Genomic DNA, 21,327 nt, shown 5'->3' on the forward strand with positions numbered 1-21,327 from the left:
GCAGCGTTTAAACACTTATGACTAAACAGGAATTAAATGAAAAATATAGTCTCAGCCTCATGGTTAAATAATAACCTGACAGCGAAGGATCTGGTTATTTTTGATGCGGGTATGGTTCGCCCCGGTCAGGAGGGCAGCTACGCTCCAGCCGCTATGCTACCGAATGCACAGCGCTTTGATTTTAAAAATACACTGGCTGATAACTGTAATCCGGTCCCAAGTATGATGTGTAGTAGCGAGCAATTCACCGAACACATGCAAGTCGCGGGAGTTAATCAGAATTCACGTGTTGTTATTTATGAAGACCAAGGTTTATTTAGTTCAGCACGGGCATGGTGGATGTTTAAGGCTATGGGCTTTGATAACGTAAAAGTCTTAAGTGGAGGTTTAGCAAAGTGGTTGGCTCAGGGATTTGATGTTCACTCTGAGTATTATACGCCGACAACAAAAGGTAACTTTGTTGCACAGCCCCGTAAAGATTATTTTATCACGGCAGAACAGGTACTAAATTCACTTTCAGATACGAGTATTATCACGCTAGATGCAAGGCCTACAGCTCGTTTTACTGGCGAGCAAGCAGAGCCACGTGATGGCATGCGCAGTGGTCATATTCCGGGTAGTCGTTCTTTACCTTTGTCAGATTTATTGAATGGCGGGGAGCTTAAGTCTCTTGATGCATTACACACATTGTTCAACTCACATGTAAATGGACACACTCAGCTGCAATTTAGCTGTGGTTCAGGAGTGACGGCCTGTGCCCTTGCTTTGTGTGCGGATGAGTGTGGTTATACTAACCTTCGGGTTTACGATGGTTCATGGAGTGAGTGGGGAGCTTGTCACGATTTACCTATTGAAAAAGGCCCGCATCAATAAATGCAGCGTAGTTATGCCAGCTGCCGATACTATTTTTGTTAAGTGGCTGGCGAATTTGCTTTTTACTCGCTGTCGCAGATGCTGCGTTATTTTTATAAAATGCCAAACAGCTTGCTTGCCAATTTAAGTTACAAAATGCATAAAGCTTTTGGGTTTGTTTAATTGGCTCTTCGACTAACTGCTCGTAACTCTGTAAATACACTTGTTTAGGGTACTTAGTGGCAAAGTGCGTCGCTAAAGCGGTGTAGTCTTGGTGAAAGGCGACAATATCGTAAAATGTAAAGCTGTAATGGTGAAAGACACTTTGCGGGTTATATAACTGCCTGTAATTGGCTACGCTGCAATCATGCCAATTTCGTTGCATACACACTATTTTGGCGTGAGGAAAAGCCGCTAAAATAAAATCAATATAGTAAAAATTAAACGGTTGTTTATCACAACTGCGCAGTGTGTTACTGAGTTTTTCGGCTCGTTGTTGGTAGTGGGTTATTGTTTGGTGAATGTCAGCGCTAGCGTAAGCCTTGGCGAACATTTCACTATCAATAACACGGTTTGATTGTGTGCCATGTTGCATGAGTTGTGCGATATCATTCAGTTCGCCAATCCCTTGTAATTCATCACTTTGGTTAAGTATTTTTTCAACGAGAGTGGTGCCTGAGCGCGGCATCCCTACAACAAACACAGGGGCAAAGTCAGAGTTACTAGGGGATAATTGACTGTGTGTGCTGTGTCTCATTAATGTTTGGCAAAACTGACGATGTTGCTGTGATTGATAGTTAAGTTGTTGCGCAATAGCTTGTTTACTGTGCGTAAAGTACTTAAATGCATTCTCGTAGTCGTTTAAATGCTCATAATTTAAAGCAAGACTATGGAAATACGCCTGTTGATCACTCGCTGTATGTACGCGTTTAGCTTGGGGGTGTAACACGTTTAAGTGCTGCTTAGCTTCTTCGGTATTGTTCAACTCGGCCAGTGAATAATGGGCTTGATAATAGTGCTCGTGTTCAGTAATAAGCTGCTTTAATAGTGTTTTAGCTTCGCCAAACAGGCCGTGAACTTTTAAGGCCACTGCTAAGTTATAGCTTATTTGAGGTGTTTGCTTATCAAGTTGATAGGCTGATTGTTGAAATGTAAGGGCATCATCATAATAGCCTAAGCGAGTTGCAATGTTGGCGAGTGTATCTAACTCCAACGCACTGTAATGCTGTGTTGCCATTGCACTTTTATAATGAACAGTGGCGCGACTTATCTCCCCTCGCAATATAAGGTGCTTAGCGAGGTTTAAATGATAAATATTTAAAGGCTCAATACTGAGGGCTTTTTCAATTAACTTAACCGCTTTATTTAAATCACCGGCAGCTGTATTTACTTCACTGAGTAAAAAGTAGCTAACGTGATCATGCGGGTTTTGCTGCAGGCGTAAAACTAACTGCTGGTGGGCTTCAGCCAGTTGTTTATTCGCTAGAAGTTGATGTATATGTGTGCGAAGCGCGTGTTGAGTACTATTAAGCATGGTTCATCTTAAAAGCCTTGCGGTAAACCAGCAAGGCTTTTATGAGATAGGCTAATTATAGCTCAAAGTTATAACTAAATTTTAAGCCAATAGTACGGGGTGCTGTTGTGTAGTGGCCATATACACGTTGTAACTCAGGTAACTCTTTGTTTAGCTCAGCATATTGAGACTGTCCTGCCCATGACTTATCACGGCGTACAGAGGTAAATGCATACTTATCAAAAAGGTTATCGATGTATAAGGTTGCTGACCACATATCGTCTGTAATTTTTGCTGATAAATTGCTAAGAGCGTAACCTGGCAGTATTTCACCGTCGGCTTTTAAACCTACTTTTGTGATTACATCGCTTTGGGCTGTAATCCCGTAGTTTACGCTAAGTAACTTATCACCGAGGATGTCTTGCTCATAACGCAGACCAAATGAGAACTGATGTTCAGGTGCTCCCGGTAAACGGTCTCCTTTTGCGCCGTCATAGTAGCTTTGATAGTGTGCAAGTTTGTCATCAAGAACACCAAATAAATAAGGTGTATCTTCAGTTAGCTCTGCTTTAGCGTACGCGTAGGTTGCATAAGCAGCCCATCTGTCGCCGATCATGGCACGGGTAGACAGTTCAACACCTTTTGAGTTGGCAGAGCCTGCATTTGACGTGATAAGTTCTTGGCCGTTAACAGTACTGCTGCCGACTTGCGCATCTTTCCAATCAACGTTGAATAGCGCGGCATTAAAGTGCAAGCGATTACGCAACCACGATGATTTAAAACCAAGTTCGTAGTTAACGGTGGTATCCGGTTTATAATCTTCTTCGTTTGGAAGTGCACAAACGATTTGTTGCTCTGGCAATACGTCTGGGCATGGTGCAATCCCATTACCACCACCAATACGGAAACCTTCACTGACGGTAAAGTAAGCAAGAATACCATTATCAAACGTGTAATTAGCATTAAACTTAAATAAGTTACCACTATCGCTTGCACTGACATTTTCCATTACTAGGTTATCAAGTGAATCAAAGTCGCCTGAATATAGTGGTGTTGCAGAGCCCGACGTGGTCGATACGTCATATTCATAAAAACGCGTACCTAAAGTGACATCAAACTGATCAGTGATGCTGTAGCCAATTTCACCGAAAATAGCTTTTTCAGTGGTTTCACTATCTGAAATGAGAATGTATTCAAGATCTTCTTCTACATTTAAAATGCCACCCCCCCAGTACTCAGTAAGACCCGGCGTATACTCGCGGTCATCAGAGTGGCTTTCTAGTTTGTTGTAGAAACCGCCGACAATCCAGTTGAGGTTACTACTGCTGTTTGATACGAGGCGCAGCTCTTGAGTGAAATTATCGCGCTCTGATGTATCGTGCGTGTAACCAACAAATGCAGGGAAATCAGCATAGCCAGACCAAATATCGTAGAGTAGATCTGTTTGGTCTCGTTGACCCGACTGCTCGTAGCTTGACCAGCCAGATGCTGAAACAAGTTCAGCAAAACCAAGATCTGCTTTTATTTCTAAGCTTAATAAATCGTTTTCTTCTTCACCAGGTTCAAGCACTCGCGCGACATTGTCGTATTTACCTGATACGCCTTGCAAAGCACTGCTATCAGCCAACGAGCCGTATTGCGATGTTGAGTTGCCGCCATTTTCTTGTTTTTGATAGAAGTAGTTAAGCGTTGCATCAACTGTTTCTGTTGCTAACCAACGCAGTGATAAGCGGGCAGTGGTAATTTGCTCATCGTTCACGTCACTGACGCTTTTAAGGTTCGCATTAACGTCGCTACTGTCGCTAAAGTCAGGATTTGGGTTAGACACACCCGGCTCTTTAACCACGTGGGTGTAATCAATGTAACCTGGGTTATCGTAATAGTTCAAGCTGGCACGTAATGCGAGTTTATCGTCAATGAGTGGGGTGTTAAATACCACACCAAACTCACCGCCAGTGCCATCACTTTCATTCATGCTGAATACATCACCGGTTACTTTACCTTCAGTGATATCAAGTTCTGGCTGCTTTAATAAATAGCGAATTGCGCCACCTAAAGTACCTGCACCATACAGGGTGCCCTGCGGACCAATGAGGACCTCTACACGGTCAACATCAGTTAAACGCAAATCGATGCTGAGCGGTATTTCACCAACATAAGTTGCAACAGTGCCACTGTCAGAAATACGGTCTGAGGTATTTGTATTAAGACCACGTACAATGATCGGAGACCCTTCACGACCACCTTGGTCAGAAATTGTTAAACCGGGTACCCAGCGTGCAACATCTTCAAGATCGCCAATATTCTGATCGCTAATTACATCACCATTTAAAGCGGTGATATTAAGTGGCGCATCTTGTACTGAACCTGCTCGTCGCGTTGCAGTGATTTGAATAGTTTCAATTGATTTATCAAGTTCAACAGTATCATCAGCAGCGAGTGCGATGTTGCTATTGATTAAAACCGCAGAAATTGCACTGGCAAGTAGAGCAGGCTTAAAGGTATTCATGTTTGATTCCGATAAAGTTACAGTAAAATTATGCTTAAAAAACACACTAAGTTAATAGTTTAAGCAATAAATAAGGGATATTAAGTGAATTTATATCCAATTATAATGTATTTTTATTCTTGCAGTCATGCGTTATTTGCAATTAAATGCAAAATAATTGAATAAATACTCTACTTTACTGTTATTTATCGGTAAATGGGCAGTGAGTGCAGCCATTTGAACAGCAATGACCACGCTTTAAAAAGAACCAGCGGCTAAATACCATGTAGTTGTTCTGCATTGTGTAATCGAGATTTTCTATTAAGTTTCCATGATGCGAAAAGGGTTTTGCAAAAGCCAATTGCTGTGCAAGGGGCTGTTCATATAGTGTAGATAAAAATAGATTTATCTTTTTAATTGTACAATCACGGCATAAACAGGATGTTGCGGCGTCATCAAGTGGTAAAATAGCAGGTAACTCATTACACCAGCATGCGTTTATATCGTCGGCACGACATGTCAGTGTCGCATTACACTGTGAACAACTAAGGATGGTCATTGGCTAGAAGTAATTTTTTGATATTAATAGGTAAGCATAGCAAATGGATAAATTAGACGCACTAAGTCAGTTTGCGAGTTTTGGTAAGAAACGCGAGCAAGCTGTGGCTGTAATCGTTAATACCGCAGATGATCAAGGCGCTATATATACACTAACAAAAGCAACTTTTTGTAATGTGCTAGAGCGTGTGATCAGCAATGAAATTGATATTGATGAGTTAGAATTATGGGCGAGTGTTTTAGAGTCACGCCAAGATATCGATGAAAGTGCTGTTGAAGGGGCTATTTTCGCGTTGAGTAATGCTGAGCAAATGGGCGAGCTGAGTAAAGAGACGCTGATTACGTTATTAGCACTTATTAAGTAACTTTTGTTGGCCCTGTGATTGCACAACCGGGAGTGAGAAATAAAAAACCGTGCTGCTTTAACAAACACGGTTTTATTATTTTTAATAGCTGTCGCTACTTATGATAACTCAAGCAAGTTTCTACTTCGTTTTTGGAACCTAAAATCACCGCGACACGTTGGTGAATGGCATTAGGTTGGATATCCATAATGCGCTCAGTGCCGGTAGAAGCAATACCGCCAGCTTGTTCAATTAACATTGCCATAGGGTTTGCTTCGTATAGTAAACGTAATTTGTTTGGTTTATTGGGATCTTTTGTGTCAGTAGGGTAAGTAAAAATCCCCCCTCGACATAACACGCGGTGAACATCTCCGACCATTGCGGCAATCCAGCGCATGTTAAAGTTGCGTCCACGAGGACCTGTATCACCAGCAATCAAGTCAGTAATGTAGTTTTGCATAGCCGGTTGCCAATGACGTTGGTTAGAGGCGTTAATTGCAAACTCACTGGTCTCTTCAGGGATACTGGCAAAGTCTTCTGTTAATAAAAAGGTACCGTGTGTTTTATCTAACGTAAAAAAGCGAGTGCCTTTACCCGTTGTTAATGCCAGTACTGTCGATGGGCCATATAAAACATAACCAGCCGCGACTTGGTTTTTACCTGGTTGCATGAAAATACTTTGGTCAGCTGGGTCTGCACCTTCAGGGGCTTCCATTATTGAAAAAATAGTACCAACTAAGGAGTTTATGTCGGTATTTGATGAACCATCTAGCGGGTCAAACGCCACAATATACTTTGCGTCCGGATTCCCTGCTACAGTGAAATCTTCTTCTTCAGAAGCGATGGCTTTTACGTAGCCCGATTCTAATAAGATATCTTTTAAAAGCTGGTTGGTAAGGACATCAAGCTTCTTTTGTGTTTCACCTTGAATATTTTCATCAAGAGTTGACCCTAATACGCCAGAAAGGGCGCCTTGGCCAACACGGAATGAAATTTCTTTACATGCCGCAAGAACCGTTCTGATCAATGAAATCAGTTCTCGTGGGCAGCCATCTTCTAACAATACCGGTGGGAGTCTACGCATTCTATTTTCCTGATAACGTTGTAGCTAGACATTTTTTAGTGTGAGAGAGAATGTCTTAGCAAGCGCTGAATTTCGTCTTAAATAGCTGTTTTTTATCGGCGATACTTTATACTGCCTAATACCTGTACAGTATTTAAAACGCGAATAACAAAGATAAGATTATGCAAAAAATACCATTACTACGATACCTGCTCTTAGCTGTGTTACTTACTATGATAACCCAAGCACACGCAGCAATTAAGTCTATAAATGATTTTACTGAAAAAATGACACATTTTTCAGGTTACTTTTCCTTTTATTACGACACTGAAAACGGCAAAGTCTATGTTGAGGTAGATAAACTCACGCAGCCGTTTTTATTACAACAAAGCTTGCCGTATGGCGTTGGCTCGAATGATATTGGTCTAGACCGAGGGCAACTTGGCAATACCCACCTTGTGCAGTTCGAGCGTTTTGGCGATAAAGTCATGTTACGTGCACTCAATACGTATTATCGCGCTAACACTACCAATGTCGCTGAACAACAAAGTATAAAAGAGGCATTCGCGTCAAGTATTCTTGCCGGCTTTGATGTTGTCGCCCAATCCGATTCTGCCACCCTCATTGATTACACTCCTTACTTATTAAGTGATGTGCATGGCGTTACTCGCAGCTTAGCAGCTCGGGGGCAGGGTAGTTTTAATGTAGACGCCAATCGAAGTGCGGTGTATTTAACGCGCTCAAACGCATTCCCAGAAAATACTGAGCTTGAAGCGGTTTTAACCTTTCAAGGTAGCAACCCTGGTAAGTATGTTCGTCAAGTTAGTGCGCACCCTTATGCGCTGACAGTGCACATGCATCACTCTTTAATTAAATTACCCGATGACAACTACACGCCGCGTAAATTCCATCCGCAGGCTGGTTTTTGGAGTATTGAACATAAAGATTATGCGGCACCACTGGATGAAACCATGTATGTGCGTTATATCCCGCGTCACCGTTTAGCTAAAAAAGATCCAAGCTTACCAGTTAGTGAGCCCGTTGAGCCGATTGTGTATTATTTAGATCCAGGTGTGCCTGAGCCAGTGAAAACAGCACTGATAGATGGGGCTAAATGGTGGAACGATGCTTTCACAGCAGCAGGCTACAAAAATGCCTTTATTGTGAAGGTGCTGCCTGATGATGCTGACCCTATGGATGTGCGCTACAACGTGATTCAATGGGTGCATAGAGCAACCCGAGGATGGTCATATGGCAGTTCAGTGATTGACCCACGTACGGGTGAAATTATTAAAGGCCACGTGACTCTTGGTTCATTGCGTGTACGTCAAGATATCTTACTAGCAGAAGCATTAGCTGCCCCGTATTTAGAAGGGAATGAAGTGGCAACGCGTTTACATGCGATGGCGCTTGACCGTATTCGCCAACTCAGTGCGCACGAAGTAGGGCACACTCTGGGTATTTCTCACAACTTTGCAGCGTCTGTTGCCGACAGAGCCTCTGTCATGGATTACCCGCATCCTTTATTAAGTTTTAATGAGCACGGTAAATTGGATGTTAGTCGCGGCTATGCATCTGGGATGGGCGTTTGGGATACTCAAGTCGTTAAATATGGCTACAGTGATTTTAGCAATCAAGATGAAACAAAGCAGCTTGCTGCTATTCTTGCCGAAAACAAAAGTAAAGGTCTTGAGTTCATCTCAGACAGTGATGCTCGGGCACAAGGTGGAGCACACCCTACGGGACATCTTTGGGATAATGGCAGTTCGCCCAGTGATGAATTAGTGCGTGTACTTGCTGTGCGCAAACAAGCACTCGCTAGTTTTGGTATTCATAATATTAAAACGGGTACTGCATTGTCGCAGTTAGAGGAAATGTTAGTGCCGTTATATTTGTTCCACCGCTATCAAGTTGAAGCTGCAGTAAAGCTCGTAGCTGGCGTAAACTACGAATATGAAGTACGAAATGGCTCACAACCTAAAGGTGCACAGGTGGTTGCAAAACAAACGCAACAATTAGCCGTTAATGCGCTTCTTGAAACGCTTAAGGCTGATAATCTTGTCTTGCCTGAATCGATATTATCGCTTATTCCGCCAAAAGCGTACGGAGAGTCAAAATCACGTGAGAGTATTGTTGGTCGTACAGGACTGACCCTTGATGCAATGGCACTTCCCGAAGTGGCGGCGACACATAGTTTAAGCTTACTGTTTAATAGTCAACGTGTTAACCGTTTGGCACAACAACACGCCAGAAGCGATGCGTTTTATGGGTTAGATGCGTTAATAGCACAAACGTATCAGCAAATTTTTGAGCAAAAAATGGATGACGGCCTAGCGGGTAAAATAACTCAGCGTGTACAACTGTTAACGGCAAAGCAGTTCGCTGATTTAGTTGCCAGTGATGAGGTTGATCCTGAGGTGCAAGCGCAGTTTCGTTATTACTTGGCAAAGCTTGCAAAAAGTTATCAGCAAGAGTCAATGCTAGGCAGTGCCTCGGTAGGGAACAGTGCATTTAAGCAATTTTTGAGCGAGCAGGTGTCGCAATTTTTAGACACGGGGAAATGGCCGGATAACTTTAAAGCATTACCCATGCCTCCGGGCTCGCCAATTTAACTTATTAGTCTAAAAAGTAAAACGCCAAGCCTTACCATGGATGAACGTTTAAGCTATTGTGAAAGCGACGTTAGGCCTTGGCGTTTTACTTGCATAAAATTGGATATTTGCTAATCTAGCGGCCTCTCTTTTTTGTCTTTTTGGGGTGTATATGGCGTTACTCTCTCGCTCGTTATTGGCAGCGGCCATTGCATTCTCTAGCTTTTCTAGTTATGCCTCGTTAGAAAAAAAACAATGTGAGGTCGAGCTAAGTCATGGCTTAATTATTACTGACGATGTCATTCGTATTGTTGATAAAGGCCAAACTCGTGTGCAAATTAATAATAATAACCAGCTGTTTATTCGTGGTTATTGGGTTGATTTAAATCCAGAAGAAACCAAAGTTGTTGAGCAATTTAGTCTTGGTATCCGAGATACGGTGCCAGAATTAGTTGAACTGGCCACTGACGGTGTGAATTTAGGGTTGAGCGCAATTGAACAAGTTGTTGAAGGGATGTCTGATAAAGAGCCTGAAGTATTAAAAACTCAACTACAATATGTAGAACGCGCGTTGATGGATAAATTTAAGCGCGGTGATGACTTTTTCTTTATTGCTCCGCAATCATTATCGAAAATTGATGATTTCTTTACTAAAGAGATCAGTCAAAAAATTCACTCAGCGGTGCATGGTTCATTAGGCGCTATTTTAGTTTCGTTAGGGGATGCCTTTAAATCTCGCGAAGGGAATATTGAAGACCGCATCAACGACATGGGACAGCGTATGGATATTATATCTAAAGAAATAGATAAGTCCCTCCAAAAGAAAGCAGAGCAACTTGAAATGAAAGCCTCTGAGTATTGTGAGTGTTTGAACTCGTTAGATGTTACCGAGTCACGGTTGCAAAAAATAGTACCAGGGATGGCTGACTTTGATTTGGTACAGATTAAATCCTAGTACAGTTCAGGCCTTAGTTAGGTAATCAATAATAAAAAGCCCAGTTGTTTTCTGGGCTTTTTAGTGTCATGTACTGTGTTGTTTTAAATGTGCTGACACACTGAGAACTCATTATGACAAATGCACATAAATAACACGTTAAGTGTACTCATTAGCTAAACTTAGCTGTTTCGGTTTCTAAGTTTGTGGTGAGGCCTTTAATTAAATCAGTCGCAGTGTGTGCTTGATTTGATACATTGGCTGTTTGTGCTGCGGTATCAGAGATGGTCACAATACGTTTTGCCGTATCTTCACCTGCATCTAGCTGCTCTTTCGCTGCAATTGCAATTTGGTGACTCATTTGAGCAATGGCACTAAGCGAGCTGGCGACGCGATTAAGCGCTTCGTTTGCTTTAGTCGACTTTTCTACCGTTTGTTCACTGGTTGCAATACTTAACGACACGGATGATTTAGCGTCTTGCGTTGCTGATTGCAGTTTCCCAATCATATTACGTATTTCTTCGGTACTGGTTTGAGTACGCTGCGCAAGACCACGCACTTCATCGGCGACAACGGCAAAACCACGACCTTGCTCCCCCGCTCGGGCGGCTTCAATGGCTGCATTCAGAGCAAGTAAATTTGTTTGCTCCGCAATACCTTGAATAACGCTAAGTACGTTAGCGATATTATTTACCTCATCATCAAGTACTTGAATGTTATTGCCCGCATTGTCAATTTGCTTCTCTAACAGGGCAATGGTTTCGGCTGCTTCGTTGGTTAAATGGCTGGCACTTTGCCCTTGATTCTCAGCTTCTTGGACTGAATAAGCGGCTTGCTCGGCATGCTCAACGACGGTTTGCGCTGAGGCGGTTAACTCGGTAATTGCAGAGGCGACTATCTGCGTTTCCTCATTTAAGCTGCGAGTAAGTCTATCAAGTTCAATTGAACGTGATTCATTGTCAACACTTTGATTTTGTAAGCTGTCGGTCACGTCTTTAATACCGCCAACAACGCCTCGCAAACCTTGTTGCATATAATGCATAGCGGCAATAATGCTTTCACTAGGAGCATCTTGGCGAATAGGCGAATGCAAATTACCACGCGATACGTTTTTAACAATGCCAATTACTTCATCAATTTCACCGCCTAAAGCATTGGTGAGTGATGAGCCAAACCGAGCGATAGCAAACGTGAGAGCTATCGCAATGAGCATTGATAAAGCGAGCAACCATTTTGCGGTGCTCCAGTAGCGCTCATCAACTTCTTTTGCGCTGATACCAGTACCAACATACCAACCGAACAGAGGTGTTTTTTGCACGACAGAGGTTAAGTCGACGGTTTCACCGTCACGGACAGAGTCCCAATGATAAGTAATAATTTTATTGGTAGTATTACCCACCAGTTTTTCAACCATGCGACCAATACTGTTACCACTGGCATCTTTAAAGTCATTAAAGCTCGTACCATGCAACTCGGGATCATGCGGTGTGGCAACAAAATCAAGGTTGTTGTCGACCACATACACGTATTCAGAGTCGTGATATTTATTTTCTCTAAGTACTTGGATTGCGAGTTTTTTGGCTTGTGCTTCTTCAAGTTGACCGTTTTTAACCATCAACTCAAACTGTTCTACAATGTTGGTAGTACTTTTCATTAGTTGGTTTATGCGAGCGATATTGTCGCTTTCACTGGCATGACGTAATGATTGCAAACCTAGTAAAGCTATCGCTGATAACGCGATAAAAATAGCGATAGCAAAAAAGGTGATTTTTGTTTTTAAAGCTAGTCCTGATAACACAGTCAGCCTCCTTTATTATTTCCCCTTTAATCTTCTACCATGTTTATCAGCATTAATTAAGAAAAAATGACAGCGTTATCATGATTTTTACTCAAGTCCCTATTTAGAGTATCAATTCAGCGTCTGTTAGCGGACGATATTCACCACTCTTTAAGTTTTCATCAAGGTGAATGTCGCCTATTTTTTCACGATGCAATTCAACGACTTTATTGCCAACAGCGGCAAGCATTCGCTTAACTTGATGGTACTTACCTTCGCAGATTGATAAACGTAAACTGTAACTCGCAAGTTGCTCAACAATGGCTGGGCGAGTTAACTCTTTTTCGTTATGTAATTGCACACCTTGCTGCAGAGCTAAAATAGCATCTTCATCGATAGGCTCTTGTGTTTCAACTAAGTACGTTTTGAATTTATTGTGTTTAGGAGCCGTAATTTTGTGTGACCAATCGCCATCGTTAGTGATGATAACAAGACCTGTCGTATCGATATCTAAGCGTCCGGCAACATGAAAATCACTCATGTTTGGTTCGTCTAATAAATCAAACACAGTTGGGTGTAAGTCATCTTTATTTGCGCATACATAGCCTGAGGGCTTATTGAGCATAAAGTAGCGTTTACCTAAAAATACTAACGGTTCGCCTTGCCAACGTACATCGTCTTCTTGAGTTATTGAATAATCAAACGAGGTGATCACCTCACCATTAACGCTAGCGTACTTACGCTTTATACCCGCTCTGGTTTTACTGCGAGGTAACTCTGCAATATGGCTGATAAATTTATCTAAACGGCATGGAAATTTCATTGGGATCACATTTTTAGTCGGCTACAATGGCGGCGAGTATAGCGGATACTAGTGACCTATGACAGTACAGCAAGGACAAATTTTACAGTACTACAATGCGCAAATAGAGCAGGGAGTCTTAAGTGATGATGTTGCTCAGCGTAATGCCATTACTGCGCTTGATAGTTTAGCCTTTGAGCTAACAGCGCCAACACCTTTCTGGAAAAGACGAAAGCCAATTAAAGGCCTTTATCTGCACGGCCCAGTTGGACGCGGTAAGTCGATGCTGATGGATGTGTTTTTTCATCATGTCGATATCAAAGAAAAAGTGCGGTTGCACTTTCACCATTTTATGAAGCAAGTGCATGCACGTTTGGGAGAATTACAAGGACAAAAAAATCCGCTGTCTGTTATAGCCAAAGAGTGGGCCGCGCGAATTAAACTACTTTGTTTTGATGAATTTTTTGTCTCTGATATTGGCGATGCAATGATTTTAGCAGGGCTTTTTGAAGCGCTATTCGAGCATCAAGTTGTACTGGTTGCCACCTCAAATTGTCAGCCTGAGAGGCTATATTGGAATGGCCTACAACGTGCACGTTTTTTACCGACTATTGATTTATTACAACAACATTGCTGTGTGATGAGTGTTGCGGGCGAGACTGATCATCGGCTTCGCTTTGGAAAACAAAATAAACACTTTGTTATCAATAATGATGAAGCAATAAAAGAGCGCTTTTATGCGCAAGAGCAAGCAATTACTGAGAATCAGGCTATAACGGTTCACAATCGAAGTATTTGCTTCGTGCTAAAGGCAAAAGAAGCCATTATGTTTGATTTTATGGCGCTGTGCTCAGGAGCACGCAGTACGGCTGATTATATCTATTTAGCTGAGCAGTTTAAACGAGTGTATTTGCTTAACGTCCCCGTTATGGGACGAGGTGCGACAGGTAAGCAGATAGTACACGGTATTGAAGATAGTTATCAGCGTGAGAAACAAGATTTGCAAGAACATTTTTTAGATGATGAAGCGCGGCGTTTTATTGCTTTAGTGGATGAATTTTATGATAGAAATAGGCTGTTGATTATATCAGCCGAGGGGAGCATAAGTGAGTTGTATCAAGGGCACAAGTTAGCATTTGAATACGCCCGAGCAGAATCACGCCTTATTGAGGTACAAACATGGTGAAAAAAGACGAAGCCATCACGCTTCGCCTTTACCAGGGATTGCTTGGGAGCATTAAAATATTTTTTTAGAAGCTATATTGCGCTCCAATAAACATATAGCGGCCTTTACCACCACCCCAATCAGAGTTGAAGTTACCTGTTCCATGTGGGAAAAACGCCCCATTGTTATCAAAGATGTTGTTAATACCACCTGATAAACGTAATTCGCTGTTATTATCTAGTTCCATAGTGTATGAAGCTGCTAAGTTGTGTTTTATAAATGAGCCAAACTTTTGAAATGCAAGTGGCTCAGGGTTACTAATACAATCAGCTGATTCATTTGCACACTTTTCAGTATTTTTAGCAATCGCTTTTTCGTAATCTCGATCTAGCTGTTCATCTTCTCGGAAGCTTCCTTGGAACTGAGAGCTCCAACGAATACGTAAGTTTTCATTGCTCCACGAAAGCGAGAATGCAGCTTTATCTTTACCTCGTCCATAGCCAACATAGTTGGTTGTTACGAAATCACCATCTTCACCTAAAAATGTTTGAGAGTGTTCAATGATATGGTTGTAATCAAGTTTGACTGCGATATTACCCATGTCATCTAGGTCAAAGTTATAGGTAGCTACAACGTCATAACCGCGAGTTCTAATTTCATCAAGGTTATATTCACGCTGCTGTATCTTATTGATTTGTCCATCACTACCGCGGGTAATATCATTACAAAATGGGTTAGTCGTACCATAGCCAGTATTTGATGCGTAACATTGATATAGAATATTCTCATTACTTATTTCATCAATTGCATCCTCAATTGCGATATCGTAATAATCAACCGCTAAATTGAAGTCTTTTAGACTCTCTGGTGAATAAGTGAAGCCAGCAGTATAAGTATCTGCGGTTTCTTCTTTTATATTACTGTTACCAGATGATGGAGAATAACCACTGTTGTCATCATCAAGTTCAAAACTAGCATCCTCTGTAATTAGAGCTGCGATAGCTGGATCTAGACGACAGTTATTGTGACCTATATCGTCAGAAGTTGCTGTCACCCCATCACAGATGTCTTTGTATGAATCGTAATCACCACGTTCAGGTGACATGAATTCGGTAATTGTAGGAGCGCGTTGAGCTCGTGCATAATTTGCACGTAAAGCGAGTGTATCAACAGGTTTCCAAAATAACCCTAACTTATAACTAGCAACAGTGCCTACTTCGTCAATGTCGTAGTTAGAGATACGTATTGATGTTTCAGCGTCTAAACTTTTTGCTAAAGGAGCATCACGTAAAAGGGGAATACCAAACTCTGCGAAGGCCTCAACTACATCAATTTCACCGTAAAATTCTGGCATGTAGTTATAAGTAATACCGCCCGTTTGCATGTCTGTAGATGTTTTAATGTCTTGCGAATCTCTACGGTATTCACCACCAAAAACAGACGACACATAACCCGCTGGTAATTCGAATAAATCACCACTAATGTAACCCATTAAGGTAAGTTGTTCATTGGTTGTTTCAAGTACTGGTGTCGAGCGGATCCAGTCAGCCATTTCAGGTGTGATAGAGCCTTCACCAAATAAATTAACAGCCACACAACCTTCATCACGTGCATCACTGTCAGCACATTGAATAGTGCCATCATTTAGCTTTTCAGCATCAAGGGCTTGTGCTAAACGTACTAAGCTAAGTTCATTGGCGCGTACTTGTTTTTGCTTGTATCGACCATAACCTACAGAAACATCCCAATCCCACATTTCATCAAACATAGTGCCTTGTAAGCCCGCCCATGTTCGAATTGTCTCGCGGTTATTGTCAGTGCTAATATTGCCCACTTCATTGAATCTTCGGTCCCAATATATACGGTCTTTATACGGGTCGCTATCGATAATTCTTTGCGGTACGTAAGGGTTATCAATAGGAATATAACCAGCTGAGAATGGTTCTGCTTCACCAGTCGTTGGGTTAATATAAACGACCTCACTGCCTTCTGATGTGTCTTCTGGTGATTTGTTATTAAATGAACCACTTTTACTAAATTGCACTTGCGCATATGCAGTAGTGCTATCATTGATATCAAAATCAGCTTTTAGAGCAAGTGATAAGTTATCACTCGGTACGTTTAACATTACATACTGAGCTGAGTTGATGCCGTATAATTCTTCGTTTCCAGCCCAATCATCACGTAAATTTGTACCGTCATACCAAAACTGCGTATCATTCTTTGAGCTTTCTAAGAAAACACCGCCAGGAAGACCGTCACTTCTATCTCGCCAGTCAGCACGTGTGGTATCGCGCATACATTGGTCGCCCGTAGTTGTGCCAACACCATTACATAGTTCATCTTCGTTATAGAATACGTCGGCTTCCATCTGGGCACGCTTTCTATCGTAGTAACTAATACCAAAATCGCGGTCCCAGTTTGCACTGACATACATATAACCACGATCTTCTGCAAATGAACTGCCGTAGTTTGCATCTATGGTAAAGGTTTTACCTCCACCTTCATCAGTGCGGCCAGTTTTAGCCGAAAAATCAAAGCCTTCTTTTTTCGACTGGGTAATAATATTAACTACACCGGCTACGGCATCAGCGCCATAAGTAGCAGAGGCACCACCACTAATGATTTCAACACGTTCAACCATACCACTCGGGATAGTGTTAAGGCTTACATAGTTACCACTGTAACTATTTGCTACAACACGACGACCATCTATTAGGGTAAGAGTTCTATTAGCACCTAGATTACGAAGTTCAACAGTTGATAAACCTGTATTAGAGTTATTTGATTGGCTAGTTGTGTTACCAATATCTATACCTAAACCGGGCATATTATCCACAAGTATATCTGATAAATTAGATAAACCAGTGTCTTCAATCGCCGCTTTGTCCATCGTTACTAAGGGGGTTGTTACAGAAAAACTATCACGCTTTAAGCGCGAACCAGTAACAATGATTTGCTCAACGTCTTCTTTGGCTTCGGGTTTAACATTAACAGAGTTCGTTGTTTGTTGACGGTCAATTTTAACTTCTTCAGCTTCATTTGCATAAGCTTGCTGGCATAAAGCGCTCGTTACAGCAAGCGCGATAGCACACGGTTTGATTAGTTGATTTCTCACGGGTGTTCCTACTTATGTTGTGTTTATTTTTAGTTCTAAAAAACCAGAGTGAAGCTCAATTAAGGGCAGTTAAGTATAAATGTACAGCGAGCAACACTCTGGTTGTCAGGTATTGACGTTAAAACTTTTATATAAATGTGAATGCAACTACAACTAACCATGACTCGTTTATGTCTCTATTTAACATCTATTGAATGTCTATTTATTTAAAATCAGTAGGTTAACTGTGAAGATGCTATTAACTAGTTCTTAACTTTAAAGCTGGTTAAAAGGGAGGATTTAAGATAACTTGAATAAGCTATATACTGCTACATACCAACAATGAGGGTTATTTTGAGTTAATGGAAACAACTAATCGTGCTTATCAATTGGGTCGTTGTGTTATTAACCCGCTAGAAAACAAACTGATCCATGATAATAGCGAGCAAATCTTACAACCAAAGTTTATTGAATTACTCGCTTGTCTTGTTGCGCGTTATCCTGAAGCTATTACCCGAGAAGAGTTAATCAATATTGTATGGGAGGGGAATTTTTATGTTGGTGAAAAAGCATTAACCAATGCAATATGGCATTTACGTAAAGCATTTAAAGAGCTTGACCCTGAACAGACTTATATAGAAACGTTGCGTAAAACAGGGTATCGACTGGTTCAACCTCCCTCTGAATGTGCGTTAAGTGGAAACGAAAAAAACAAAAGTAGGCGCTTATCATTGATTAGGCCGATTCTTGCGGGTGCTTTTGTAGCCGTTTTTGTTATTAGTGTTGTTGCTTTGTATTGGCAGTTTTCTACCCAACCCGATAATCAAGATAATACTGCATTTTCACTCCCCCTTAACAGTATCGAAAGCGTAACGGCAAGTCCCGGGCGAGAAATATACCCTGCGATATCAAACGACCAGCATTATTTAGTGTATTTATGGCGACAGTTAGGCAAACCGACCAACTTATACTTACGTGATTTGCACTTTCCTGAGCACCCAGCAAAACAACTCACTGACTCACCTTACACTAAAGGCCACTCTGTATTCAGTCCTGATGCAAAGACTCTCTATTATTATCGGTATCAAACAAATAAGTTTTGTGAGATTGTTAAACTCTCTTTAGTGAACGCAACCAGTGTGGTACTGACTGAGTGTAGTCGTCAGTTTCGAACTGATTTAGACATTAGTGCTGATGGTCGTACATTAGTTTATATTGATGAACAAATTTCTGAATCTGGTAAGTCTGTTAGTCGCTTAAAACTACTTGATTTACATGCTAATCAATTAAGTGAAACATTTATACCCTGTACAGATCACTGTGACGTAATCGATGAATCAGTGTCATTTTCTCCGGATGCTCAGCAAGTAGTGGTGACTCGAAATGTTGAAAATGATCAAAAAGCATTGTTTTTAATCGATGTGTCTTCTGGGGAAAGCCGCCGCATTACCGATAATTTTGTTGATATTCATGGTGTTGATTGGCATCCACATAAAGATAAACTGGCTTTTACAGCTGTGGAAGCAGGAAAGCGTTATGGGTACTTTTACGACATAAGTGACAACTCTTTAATAAATACACAAATTGCAGGTATGAGTTCACCTAACTTTAGTAGTGATGGCAGTGTGTATTATCATCAGTGGGATCTCGATAGAGTGATCACGCGCTTGAAAATAGACGAGCAAGTTGCAAGTTCACCTTTTTCAATGCTTTCAACTAATTTTAGCTCTCGTTTTCCTGAATATAACGAGCAACAGAATAAACTTTTATATGTATCTGATGAATCTGGTAGTTCACAATTATGGATTGTGAACCCTGATAGTAGTTCTCGCAAACAGCTTACTGATTTTAGTCATGTTACAGGGCAAATACTCGATCCCACGTGGTCACCTGATGGCCGCTATATTTTGTTCTTTTTGGAAAACAAAGGACGCACGTCTTTATATTTTTATGATTTCAAAGTCGAGCAAAGCCAAGCGCTAACGCTGCCATTTAAGCCTGATATTAAGCCGAGATTTTCAGCAGACAGTCAATCGTTTTTGGTGTCGGATGGTGATTATTTATACCGTTATGATTTAAATGGGCAAATTAAAGGCAAGGCTGTAAATACTAAAGCTCGTTATGGTATTGAGACATCGCAAGGCGATATATTATTTAGTAACTCAAATGATGCTATTTGGGTTAAGCATCACGACACAGGTGCAGAAGAATTACTGGTACAGGATATTAATTTAGCGCATCACTATACATGGTTATATGTTGCTGAAAATGCTTTTCATGAAGGGCGTATTTATTACTATAAAGTGCGCTTAGGCGACTACCGTATTAGCTATTATGATTTAGAAACACAACGTCATTTTGATTTAATTGCGTTACCTGAACGAGCATACAGCCGCTCATCAGGTTTAACCTACATACCTAATGAGCGTTGGTTAGTCTATACCGCTTATTTATTGCCTGAGATAGAGATCAAGCGTTTACCTGCCGAGTTTATACCCTAGTTTCTTTAACTCTAGTTTTGCTGCCTCTGTTTTACAGCTTTGCCGGTAAGTATTAAAAGAAAAGGCATGTATATGTAATTACGGTGCCTTTATCTGATAGCCAAGGCAGCGAAATAGGGGACAAATTCTGTGTAAAACAAGAGGGCTTAAGGCTAAGCGCGTACAAGACTAAGTGGGTTTTAACACTGTGGGTTTAAAACTAAATGCCTTAAGTGCAAGTACGTCTTAATCTGTTCAGTTACCTGTTATTCATTACCCATTCTCATTAACGGTGTAGTTAACTGCAACATTAAGCACTCCTTTAAGCATTGGGTGGTTAATGTTGCAGCTTTAAATTGCATTTATTACAGTGGCTTTTTTTCACCGGTAAGCGTTGCTCTAAAAAACTGGTTGTTTTCCCATAGCAGCAATTCACCTTCTTTTCCTCGTTTGATTGAGCTGTCGATCGCGATAACCTTACCATCGAAACGCATTTCGATTGATGGCATTGAAGTATGGCCTACGATTACTTTACTCGCTTGTAACTTTCTTAGCACGCCAGCAACCGCTTCATCTTTAAGTTGCTCATCTCTAAAGTAGCCTCGATACCAGATAGGGCCTGTTTTTCCATGTAAAGTAGCCCATAAAGGATTGGCTTTTAATTCCTTCTTACTTTTAGATATGCTGTCTCTAAACGCTTGGTTTGCACTTTCAAGTGTCATGTTTAGATTCAGAAAGTCCTCATGAATGCCCCCATGTAAAAAAATAAAGTCATTTAATTTTATAATGGTTGATTTACTTCTTAACCAGCGGCCTAACACACTTTGCACGCTGTATTGCTCTGTTAGATTATCGTTAAAAAACGAGACGGTATGTTTATATTTGGGGTGCAGGTAGCGTTGGTCATTTCGCAAAACTAGATATTCATGATTACCGAGAAGGTAATGAACGTGACCTCCGGCAATTGCTGCTTGTTGCTCAAGCTTGAATACTAGCCAAAGTGCTTCTGTAACAGTGTCGCCACGGTCAAAAATATCGCCAGTTATGATTAGGTGCCCAGTACCATACTGCCAATTTAATGCGTCGTTTATTACACCATTGTTGATGAGCAATTTTTTAAATATTGCAAATTGCCCATGGATATCACTGATTGCAGCAAACTTTTTTACATCACTATATTGATCCTTGTCTGTCGCTTTAAACTCCTCAGGAATAGCAAGTGGGCCAGCATAGTTTGTAATTTCTAGCTTGCTGTTAATCACATCAAATTGTTGGATGTGATTGTTATTATAAAATAAATAAGGGCCATCATCATACTTGGTGCTTTTTTCATCGTTATTGTGTGCCAATGCTGTGGTGATAAACAATGAGTTTGTAAGAAGTAATGTGTAAATTAAAAACTTAGAAAAGAGCATGTTAATACCTCGGGTTCTCTTTAATTGCGTATTACAAAGCTTTAAGAGATATAAAGCAAAGTGAGTAAATATATAAAGAGCAGATTAATGTAACGAAAATAATAAACGTAAAATCAAGCATTAAAGCCAGTACACCTTTTTGCTCTTCACGATACTTATGCTTTCGCTTTGCTATGGAGTGATTATTCATTTTTACCTCCTAATTTTCTATGTGCGTTACGTTATTTGTCTCTATCATCAGGTGCTAG

At 41.0% G+C, this 21,327-nt stretch carries 14 protein-coding genes; 6 read left to right on the forward strand and 8 right to left on the reverse strand.

The genetic code is table 11. The features are described from left to right. The first annotated feature begins 36 nt into the window (after positions 1 to 36). On the forward strand, positions 37 to 873 hold the full coding sequence (locus tag D0907_RS02895; RefSeq protein ID WP_075594065.1) for a sulfurtransferase: 837 nt from the start codon (positions 37 to 39) through the stop codon (positions 871 to 873). Here the strand turns inward: D0907_RS02895 and D0907_RS02900 are convergent. The 3 genes from D0907_RS02900 to D0907_RS02910 form a co-directional block, all read right to left on the reverse strand. Then, positions 848 to 2,386, reverse strand: coding sequence for a tetratricopeptide repeat-containing sulfotransferase family protein (locus D0907_RS02900; RefSeq protein WP_036971096.1), 1,539 nt, complete (start codon positions 2,384 to 2,386; stop codon positions 848 to 850). The two genes, D0907_RS02895 and D0907_RS02900, sit on opposite strands and share 26 nt — an antisense overlap. A 55-nt stretch (positions 2,387 to 2,441) precedes the next feature. Next, positions 2,442 to 4,874 (reverse strand): TonB-dependent receptor, encoded by a 2,433-nt coding sequence (locus D0907_RS02905; protein WP_118843989.1) that lies wholly within the window; start codon positions 4,872 to 4,874, stop codon positions 2,442 to 2,444. A 181-nt stretch (positions 4,875 to 5,055) separates the two neighbouring features. After that, positions 5,056 to 5,412, reverse strand: a complete 357-nt coding sequence (locus D0907_RS02910) for a DUF5522 domain-containing protein (protein WP_074988837.1) — start codon at positions 5,410 to 5,412, stop codon at positions 5,056 to 5,058. A 43-nt stretch (positions 5,413 to 5,455) separates the two neighbouring features. On the opposite strand from D0907_RS02910, the gene D0907_RS02915 reads away from it, so the two are divergent. Further along, positions 5,456 to 5,776, forward strand: a complete 321-nt coding sequence (locus D0907_RS02915; RefSeq protein WP_036971092.1) for a hypothetical protein — start codon at positions 5,456 to 5,458, stop codon at positions 5,774 to 5,776. 94 nt (positions 5,777 to 5,870) lie between these two features. Here D0907_RS02915 and D0907_RS02920 read toward each other — a convergent pair whose 3' ends face one another. Beyond that, complete coding sequence (locus D0907_RS02920; protein ID WP_036971090.1) at positions 5,871 to 6,839, reverse strand: class 1 fructose-bisphosphatase; 969 nt, start codon at positions 6,837 to 6,839, stop codon at positions 5,871 to 5,873. Between the two features lie 161 nt (positions 6,840 to 7,000). Between D0907_RS02920 and D0907_RS02925 the strand changes: the two genes are divergently transcribed. Both D0907_RS02925 and D0907_RS02930 read left to right on the forward strand, forming a co-directional pair. Then, on the forward strand, positions 7,001 to 9,430 hold the full coding sequence (locus D0907_RS02925) for a zinc-dependent metalloprotease (RefSeq protein WP_118843990.1): 2,430 nt from the start codon (positions 7,001 to 7,003) through the stop codon (positions 9,428 to 9,430). Positions 9,431 to 9,581: 151 nt separating this feature from the next. After that, positions 9,582 to 10,364: a YggN family protein gene (locus tag D0907_RS02930; protein ID WP_036971085.1), complete on the forward strand. Its 783-nt coding sequence runs from the start codon at positions 9,582 to 9,584 to the stop codon at positions 10,362 to 10,364. A gap of 151 nt (positions 10,365 to 10,515) precedes the next feature. On the opposite strand, the gene D0907_RS02935 is transcribed toward D0907_RS02930, so the two are convergent. Together D0907_RS02935 and rsuA are read right to left on the reverse strand one after the other, a co-directional pair. Next, positions 10,516 to 12,141, reverse strand: coding sequence for a methyl-accepting chemotaxis protein (locus tag D0907_RS02935; protein ID WP_036971082.1), 1,626 nt, complete (start codon positions 12,139 to 12,141; stop codon positions 10,516 to 10,518). A 103-nt stretch (positions 12,142 to 12,244) separates the two neighbouring features. Further along, complete coding sequence (gene rsuA, locus D0907_RS02940) at positions 12,245 to 12,943, reverse strand: 16S rRNA pseudouridine(516) synthase RsuA (protein ID WP_036971079.1); 699 nt, start codon at positions 12,941 to 12,943, stop codon at positions 12,245 to 12,247. Positions 12,944 to 13,001: 58 nt separating this feature from the next. Here rsuA and zapE point away from each other — a divergent pair, with 58 nt between their 5' ends. Further along, positions 13,002 to 14,108, forward strand: a complete 1,107-nt coding sequence (gene zapE, locus D0907_RS02945; protein ID WP_036971077.1) for a cell division protein ZapE — start codon at positions 13,002 to 13,004, stop codon at positions 14,106 to 14,108. A gap of 64 nt (positions 14,109 to 14,172) precedes the next feature. On the opposite strand, the gene D0907_RS02950 is transcribed toward zapE, so the two are convergent. Next, positions 14,173 to 17,205, reverse strand: coding sequence for a TonB-dependent receptor plug domain-containing protein (locus D0907_RS02950; protein ID WP_036971073.1), 3,033 nt, complete (start codon positions 17,203 to 17,205; stop codon positions 14,173 to 14,175). 341 nt (positions 17,206 to 17,546) lie between these two features. Between D0907_RS02950 and D0907_RS02955 the strand changes: the two genes are divergently transcribed. Next, positions 17,547 to 19,685 (forward strand): winged helix-turn-helix domain-containing protein, encoded by a 2,139-nt coding sequence (locus D0907_RS02955; protein WP_118843991.1) that lies wholly within the window; start codon positions 17,547 to 17,549, stop codon positions 19,683 to 19,685. Positions 19,686 to 20,029: 344 nt separating this feature from the next. Here D0907_RS02955 and D0907_RS02960 read toward each other — a convergent pair whose 3' ends face one another. Then, entirely contained in the window at positions 20,030 to 21,079 is a 1,050-nt protein-coding gene (locus tag D0907_RS02960; protein WP_118843992.1) for a metallophosphoesterase, read from the reverse strand. Positions 21,080 to 21,327: the final 248 nt, after the last annotated feature.

Source organism: Pseudoalteromonas lipolytica, assembly GCF_003515105.1.
GTDB lineage: Bacteria > Pseudomonadota > Gammaproteobacteria > Enterobacterales > Alteromonadaceae > Pseudoalteromonas > Pseudoalteromonas lipolytica.

Bases quoted from the DNA above. Each gene is read 5' to 3' on its own strand.
- D0907_RS02895 (WP_075594065.1), top strand. From the start codon at position 37: ATGAAAAATATAGTCTCAGCCTCATGGTTAAATAATAACCTGACAGCG.
- D0907_RS02900 (WP_036971096.1), bottom strand. From the start codon at position 2,386: ATGCTTAATAGTACTCAACACGCGCTTCGCACACATATACATCAACTT.
- D0907_RS02905 (WP_118843989.1), bottom strand. From the start codon at position 4,874: ATGAATACCTTTAAGCCTGCTCTACTTGCCAGTGCAATTTCTGCGGTT.
- D0907_RS02910 (WP_074988837.1), bottom strand. From the start codon at position 5,412: ATGACCATCCTTAGTTGTTCACAGTGTAATGCGACACTGACATGTCGT.
- D0907_RS02915 (WP_036971092.1), top strand. From the start codon at position 5,456: ATGGATAAATTAGACGCACTAAGTCAGTTTGCGAGTTTTGGTAAGAAA.
- D0907_RS02920 (WP_036971090.1), bottom strand. From the start codon at position 6,839: ATGCGTAGACTCCCACCGGTATTGTTAGAAGATGGCTGCCCACGAGAA.
- D0907_RS02925 (WP_118843990.1), top strand. From the start codon at position 7,001: ATGCAAAAAATACCATTACTACGATACCTGCTCTTAGCTGTGTTACTT.
- D0907_RS02930 (WP_036971085.1), top strand. From the start codon at position 9,582: ATGGCGTTACTCTCTCGCTCGTTATTGGCAGCGGCCATTGCATTCTCT.
- rsuA (WP_036971079.1), bottom strand. From the start codon at position 12,943: ATGAAATTTCCATGCCGTTTAGATAAATTTATCAGCCATATTGCAGAG.
- zapE (WP_036971077.1), top strand. From the start codon at position 13,002: ATGACAGTACAGCAAGGACAAATTTTACAGTACTACAATGCGCAAATA.
- D0907_RS02955 (WP_118843991.1), top strand. From the start codon at position 17,547: ATGGAAACAACTAATCGTGCTTATCAATTGGGTCGTTGTGTTATTAAC.
- D0907_RS02960 (WP_118843992.1), bottom strand. From the start codon at position 21,079: ATGCTCTTTTCTAAGTTTTTAATTTACACATTACTTCTTACAAACTCA.